At 65.5% G+C, this 6,296-nt stretch carries 6 protein-coding genes; 3 read left to right on the top strand and 3 right to left on the bottom strand.

Annotation, left to right across the window (positions count from 1 at the left end):
• The 3 genes from GEV05_13320 to GEV05_13310 all read left to right on the top strand — a co-directional run.
• On the top strand, positions 1-1,347 hold a 1,347-nt coding region (locus GEV05_13320), incomplete at its 5' end, for a TRAP transporter fused permease subunit (protein ID MPZ44360.1).
• A gap of 45 nt (positions 1,348-1,392) precedes the next feature.
• Positions 1,393-2,265 carry a phytanoyl-CoA dioxygenase family protein gene (locus GEV05_13315; GenBank protein MPZ44359.1) on the top strand — a complete coding sequence of 291 codons (873 nt, stop codon included), beginning with the start codon at positions 1,393-1,395 and terminating at the stop codon, positions 2,263-2,265.
• Positions 2,266-2,307: 42 nt separating this feature from the next.
• Positions 2,308-3,234: a glucose 1-dehydrogenase gene (locus tag GEV05_13310; GenBank protein ID MPZ44358.1), complete on the top strand. Its 927-nt coding sequence runs from the start codon at positions 2,308-2,310 to the stop codon at positions 3,232-3,234.
• Between the two features lie 216 nt (positions 3,235-3,450).
• Here the strand turns inward: GEV05_13310 and GEV05_13305 are convergent, their stop codons facing one another.
• The 3 genes from GEV05_13305 to GEV05_13295 all read right to left on the bottom strand — a co-directional run bounded on the left by GEV05_13305 (position 3,451) and on the right by GEV05_13295 (position 6,153).
• Positions 3,451-3,858 carry a cupin domain-containing protein gene (locus GEV05_13305; protein MPZ44357.1) on the bottom strand — a complete coding sequence of 136 codons (408 nt, stop codon included), beginning with the start codon at positions 3,856-3,858 and terminating at the stop codon, positions 3,451-3,453.
• Positions 3,859-3,867: 9 nt separating this feature from the next.
• On the bottom strand, positions 3,868-4,836 hold the full coding sequence (locus GEV05_13300; protein MPZ44356.1) for a zinc-binding dehydrogenase: 969 nt from the start codon (positions 4,834-4,836) through the stop codon (positions 3,868-3,870).
• Positions 4,837-4,926: 90 nt separating this feature from the next.
• Positions 4,927-6,153 (bottom strand): amidohydrolase family protein, encoded by a 1,227-nt coding sequence (locus GEV05_13295; GenBank protein ID MPZ44355.1) that lies wholly within the window; start codon positions 6,151-6,153, stop codon positions 4,927-4,929.
• Between the last annotated feature and the right edge of the window lie 143 nt (positions 6,154-6,296).

Genomic DNA, 6,296 nt, shown 5'->3' with positions numbered 1-6,296 from the left:
GCGATCTTCGAGCGCTTCGGTGCCGGCAGCTTCTTCATCGATTTCCCGGTCGCGCTGATGGGCCGGCTGCGCGGCGGCCCGGCCAAGGCCGCGGTGTTCGCGAGCGGCCTGTTCGGCAGCATCTCGGGCAGCGCCACGGCCAACGTGGTCGCGACCGGCACCTTCACCATCCCGCTCATGAAGAAGACCGGCTACAGGCCGCCGGTCGCCGGAGCGATCGAGTCGGCCGCATCCACCGGCGGGATGTTCATGCCGCCGGTGATGGGCGCGGGCGCGTTCCTCATGGCCGAGATGCTGCACATGCCCTACGCCGAGATCATCAAGATCGCTCTGGTGCCGGCGCTGCTGTACTTCTTCGCCGTGTTCGTGATGGTGCACTTCGAGGCCTTGCGCACCGACATCGGCAGCGTTCCGCCGGAGGACCGCCTGAGCGCATGGACGGTGTTCAAGGCCGGCTGGTATTACATCCTGCCGATCTTCGTCCTGTTCTATGTGCTGTTCAGCGGCAACTCGGCCTCGCTCGCCGCCTTCTATGCGATCGTGAGCTTTCTCGCCATCATGGCGGTGAAGTATTTCGGCCGCGGCGAGTTCAAAAGGTTTTTCGTTACGCTCTACGCAGCGCTGGTCGACGGCGGCGATAAATCCCTCATCGTCGGCTCCACTGCCGGTCCCGTGGGCATCATCATCGGAATCGCGCTGCTTTCCGGGCTCGCCTTCAAGTTCTCCGCGCTGGTGATGGCCTATACCTTCGGCTACCAGTGGGCCGCTCTGCTGCTGGTCATGTTCGCGACCTTCGTGCTCGGCATGGGCATCACGGTGACCGCGGATTACCTGATTCTCGCGCTGCTCGCTGTTCCGGGGATGCACGAGATCGGCATTCCGCTGATCGCGGCGCACTTCTGCGTATTCTGGTTCAGCCAGTCCTCGAACGTCACGCCGCCGGTTTGCATGGCCGCGTTTGCCGGCGCGAGCCTCGCCGGGGCGCATCCTTACACCACCGGCTTTCACGCGATGCGGTTCTCGGCCTATCTGTACGTGATGCCCTTCATGTTCGTCTATTCGCCGATCCTGATGCCGAACGGCTTCAACACGGACGTGTTGTACTGCTGGCTGATCCTGTTCGCGTCCGTATTTCCGTTCGCCGCCGGCGCGATGGGGTATCTCTTCGGAGCGCTGAACGCGTTGCAGCGCGCGCTATTTGTCGCGGCGGCGTGCTTGCTCGTCTTCCCTTCCGGTCTGGCCGATTCGATTGCCTTGGCGCTGTGCCTGATCGTGGCCGTTCCGCAGTACCTGAAGTGGCGCAAGCTCACGCGCGCGCCGGCGGCGGTCGGGAATACGATCGCCTGAGTCGCGCCGGATAGCCGGCAACAACGCTGCCGTAGAGGTGGAGCCATGAAGACCTTGACGCTTGAGCAGGTGCAAAGCTATCGCCATGACGGCTTCCTGTACCCGATCCCCGCGCTCGGGGCGGACGAAGCCGCCCGCTGCCTGGCCGATCTGGAGCGTGCCGAGGCGTTTCTCGGCAGCCCGCTGCCGAAAGCCGAGATGAAGTGGCGCGGCGCCGCCTACACCTACCTGCCGTGGGTGAACGAGCTCGTGCGCCATCCCCGCATCCTCGACGTCGTCGAGGAGGTGATCGGTCCCGACATCCTGGTTTTCTGGAGCACGTTCTTCATCAAGGAGCCGGGTTCGGCCACCTTTGCCGCGTGGCATCAGGACGCAACTTACTTCGGTCTCGAGCCTTACGAGCACGTCACGGCATGGGTCGCGCTCTCGGATGCGAGCCGCGAAGCCGGCTGCATGGAGGTCCTGTCCTCACAAGGCGCACCGCGACAGCGGCATCATGCGGCCGCGCGGCTTGCCAACAGCATCAACGGCGCGGGCCAGCTCATCGTCGAACCGCTCGATGAAACGAAGGCAGTCGCGATGACGCTGCGGGCAGGCGAGCTTTCGCTGCACCACACCTTATGCCCGCACCGCTCCGCCCCCAATCGTGCCTCTCACCGGCGGGTGGGATTGGGGATCAGCTACGTCCCGGCGCACGTGCGACCGGTCGGTTCGCATCGCATGCCCGCGCTGCTGGTGCGCGGGTCGAATGCGCCGGGACACTTCGATCCATTGCCTTCGCCGGCGGCCGAATTCTCGGCGGACGGGATCGCCCTGCACGAACGCACCTACAAGCGCTACCGGGAGAACTATTACGAGCAGGAGAAGCGTCACGACGAGCAGTTCGCGGGCGCAAGCGCGGCGCATGTGCAGGCGTAGCGAGCTTCCGCCAAATGACTGATTGCTCCCTCACCCCCTTGTATGTTTGCGCCAAGGGGTATGGTTGTCTTCCCTCTCCCTTCGGGAGAGGGATCGAGGGTGAGGGAAGGAACGCCACGCAACTTCGAGGGTGTAATTCGCGATGCTTCTACCGTGGCGTCTCTCGATTTCGGCGCGGCCGATTCCTGCCATGAGGCGCGCGTCGTGTCGTCATTGAGCGGCAAAGTCGCGCTGGTGACGGGCGCATCGCGCGGCATTGGCCGGGCGACCGCGCTCGCGCTCTCGCAGGCGGGCGCCGCGGTCTATCTCGCGGCGGATGGCACCGCGGAGGAGCTCGCAGCGGTTGCAGGCGAATGTCGCAAAGGAAATCCGTCGGCGCGCGCGGAACAAGGCGTGTTCGATCTGGGCGATGCGGGCCACGTGCAGCGCATGGTGGATGCAGCGGTTGCCTGCCACGGCCGCATCGACATTCTGGTCAACAATGCCGGCATCCGCATTCGCAAGCCCTTCGGCGAATTCTCGGCCGCCGATTTCGATCGGCTCATCGCAGTGAATTTGCGTGCACCGTTTCTCGCCAGTCAGGCGGTGCTGCCCGTCATGCGGGCCAACGGCGGCGGGCGCATCGTGACGGTCGCAAGCCAGCTCGGAATCGTCGCCTCGCCGACGTCCGCGCTCTACGGGCTGGCCAAGGCGGCACTGATCCATATGACCAAGTCGATGGCGCTGGAGCTGGCGAAAGACAACATCCAGGTCAACGCCGTGAGCCCGGGGCCGATCGAAACCGAGTTCGCGCGCGCAACGATGAAAACGCAGCCCGGCTACAAGGAATGGCGTGAGTCGCAAATTCCGTTGGGCCGCTGGGGAACGCCGCAGGAGGTGGCGGAGACGATCCTGTTCCTCGCATCGACCTCGGCGACGTTCGTGCACGGGGCCAATCTGGTCGTCGACGGTGGCTTCATCCTGCAATAGACCGCCGGCGCCTCGACAGGGCATAACAGGATTTCGAAAAGGCCAGTCAGGCGCATAAATAAGACCGTCATTCCCGCGTAGGCGGGAATCCAGGGGCTACTCGAATCGATTTGCTCCAAATCCCTGGGCTCCCGCGTTCGCGGGAGCGACGTTGGTTTTTCAGCAGCCTGCCAATCCGGGGGCGTCGGACAAGGGGAAAGGATGTCAGCTCGGATGTCAGCTCCCCGGTCGCTCCCCGTGGAGGGGTATCGCCGCATCGGCGCCGTGCGGGTTCGGCCGCTCGCTGGTGTAGCCCGCGTTGGTCGTGTAGATAACGACCATCCGGCTGTCCGCCGCGGCCGCGATGCCATGGGGCAATCCCGCCGGCAGGCTCACCAGGCTCCCGGGCGCCAACGGCACGTCGTCGCGGCCTTCGAACGTGATCGCACCGCGCCCCTCGACGCAGAAGATCACTTCGTCGTCGTTCGGATGCACATGAAACGGCGTAACCTGACCCGGCTCGTAGCAGTTCATGCGCGTGACGAAGTCCTTCGAGCTCAGCAGGGGCTGGTTGACCCGGGCTTGCGGCGAATAGCGCTTGAGCTCGTTGATGTTGACCGACTGCGCGCTGCTTTCGATGGCCATGACTATCTCCTATAGCGTCAACAGAATCTTGCCGGCGTGCTCGGCGCTTTCCATGGTGGCGTGCGCCTTGGCCGCGTCCGCCAACGCAAACGTGCGCGAGGTCACCGTCCGGATGCGGCCGCTTTCGATGAGCGGCCAGACCTGCGCGCGCAGCTCGCTCGCAATGCGCGCCTTGAACTCCGGCGGCCGGGTGCGCAGTGTCGAGCCGGTATACGTCAGGCGCTTGAGCATGATCGGCATCAGGTTGATCTCGACCTTGGAGCCGAGCGCAAACGCGAGCTGGATGATGCGCGCATCATGCGCGGCGGCCTTGATGTTCTTCTCGATATTGGGCCCGCCGACGATGTCGAGGATGACGTTGGCGCCGCCGGCCTGGCGCACGACTTCGACGAAATCCTCCTGCTTGTAATCGACGATGCGACCCGCGCCCAGGTCGCGACAGATCTTGCAGCGCTCCTCCGGGCTGTCGGTCGCGATCACCTGGGCGCCGAAGGCTTTGCCGAGCTGGATCGCCGTGGTGCCGATGCCGCCGGCGCCGCCGTGGACGAGAAAGGTCTCGCCGGCCTTCAGCTGCGCGCCGATGAAGACGTTGCTCCACACGGTAAAGAAGGTTTCGGGCAGCCCGGCCGCGTCGCGCAGGTCGACGCCCTTGGGAATCGGCAGGCATTGCTGCGCGTCGGCGACACAGTAGTCTGCATAGCCGCCGCCGTTGGTGAGCGCGCAAACCCGCTCGCCGAGCGACCATTCGCCCACGCCTTCGCCCAGCGCGACGATCTCGCCCGACACTTCCAGGCCCAACAGGTCGGATGCACCCGCCGGCGCGGGGTAGAGGCCCTTGCGCTGCATGAGGTCCGGCCCGTTGACGCCGGCCGCGGCCACCTTGATGAGGACTTCGCCCTTCGCCGCCTGCGGCACAGGCCGTTCGGTGGGCTCGAGGACTTCCGGCCCTCCCGCCGTGCGGATCTGGATCGCCTTCATCGTTGCAGGTACGGTCATGACGTGCTCCGGTGTTTGCTGTCCGAGCACGCGATTGTCACGCGAACGCGCCTTGTTCTCAATGTCCGCCTCTCAATGTCGCAAGAGCTCGGGCGCATGCCAGCGCACCGTCTGCTTGCCCGCCTTGAACACCGCCACCGGCCGGGCCAGCTCCGCGATCGCCTGTTCCGGGGTGTGCGCATCGAAGATGGCGACGTCGGCGGGGCACCCGGGCATGAAGCCATAGTCGTTCATGTTGAGCAGCCGGGCGGAACGGGTGGTGAGCATGTGGAAGCATTCGCGCAGCTGCGCCGGCCGGTCGAGCTGCAGGATGTTGGCGTACAGGTTGGCGATGCGGATGAGCGAGCAATCGCCGTAGGGCGTGGCAGGATTGAGGATGTTGTTCGAGGACAGCGAGCAATTCACCCCGTGGCCGAGCAGCGCATTGGCGTCCGCAACGCCGCGGCGCACGCTGTGCTCCTGGTCGCGACCCATCAGGAAAAGGTCGGTCGCAGGCAGCACGGTCACGGCGATGCCGGCGCCGGCGAGCTGGCGCGCCACGACCGCGAGCTCGGCCGGCGGCAGCAGCGACAGCTTCGCCATGTGTCCGACCACGACCCGGCCGCCGCGCCGGTACTTCTCGGTCAGCTCGCGTACGACATGCACATCCATTGATTGCGCGCTGGGACCCACGTCGAGATGCATGTCGATATCGACGTCGAATTCCCGTGCGAGCTCGAAGATTCGCTCGATCTGTGCGCGTGCGTCGGTGTCGTAGCGCGGCGCCCCGCCGATCAGCTTTGCGCCGCGCTCGAGCGCCTCGACCAGCAGCGCGTCGGTGCCCGGATAATTGGTGAGGCCTTCCTGCGGAAACACGCAGATCTCCACGTCGATCGCCCACTTGTAGTCCGCGACAAGCGATTGGATCGCCTCGAACCCGCGCATGCCGATGCCGGGATCGACCTCGACCTGCGTGCGCATCCGCGTCGTCCCGTGCACAATGCATGCCTCCAGCGTTCGCGCCGCGCGGTTGCGCACGTCTTCGACGGTCATGGCCGGCTTGAGGGGCGCGACGCCGAGCACCGGGCTCAGCTTGCTGCGCTCCTGCGGAGCGCAGCGATCGATGATGCGCGACTTGTCGATATGGATGTGGGTTTCGATCAGGCCGGGACAGGCAAGCCGCCCTTGCGCGTCGAAGCTCGGGGCGGCGGCGTCCAGGTCGGGCCCGATCGCGACGAAGCGTCCGGCCGCGATACCGATGTCGAAAGGCGTCTGCGGATCGCGGTCGAACAGGCGGGCATTGCGAATGACGAGATCCATCGAATTCTCCGTGGCGATCGCATCGGGCCAGAGGCGGCCTCGCGCTGAATGCCGGCGACGCGCAAAGTCGCGATCACAGGCTGGACGAACGTTAGCGCCGCAGCGTGAATAGCGCAATGCCGCGCGTTGCAGTCGAGGCTGAA

Source organism: Betaproteobacteria bacterium, assembly GCA_009377585.1.
GTDB lineage: Bacteria > Pseudomonadota > Gammaproteobacteria > Burkholderiales > WYBJ01 > WYBJ01.
This window is presented reverse-complemented; position numbering and strand designations above follow the sequence as displayed.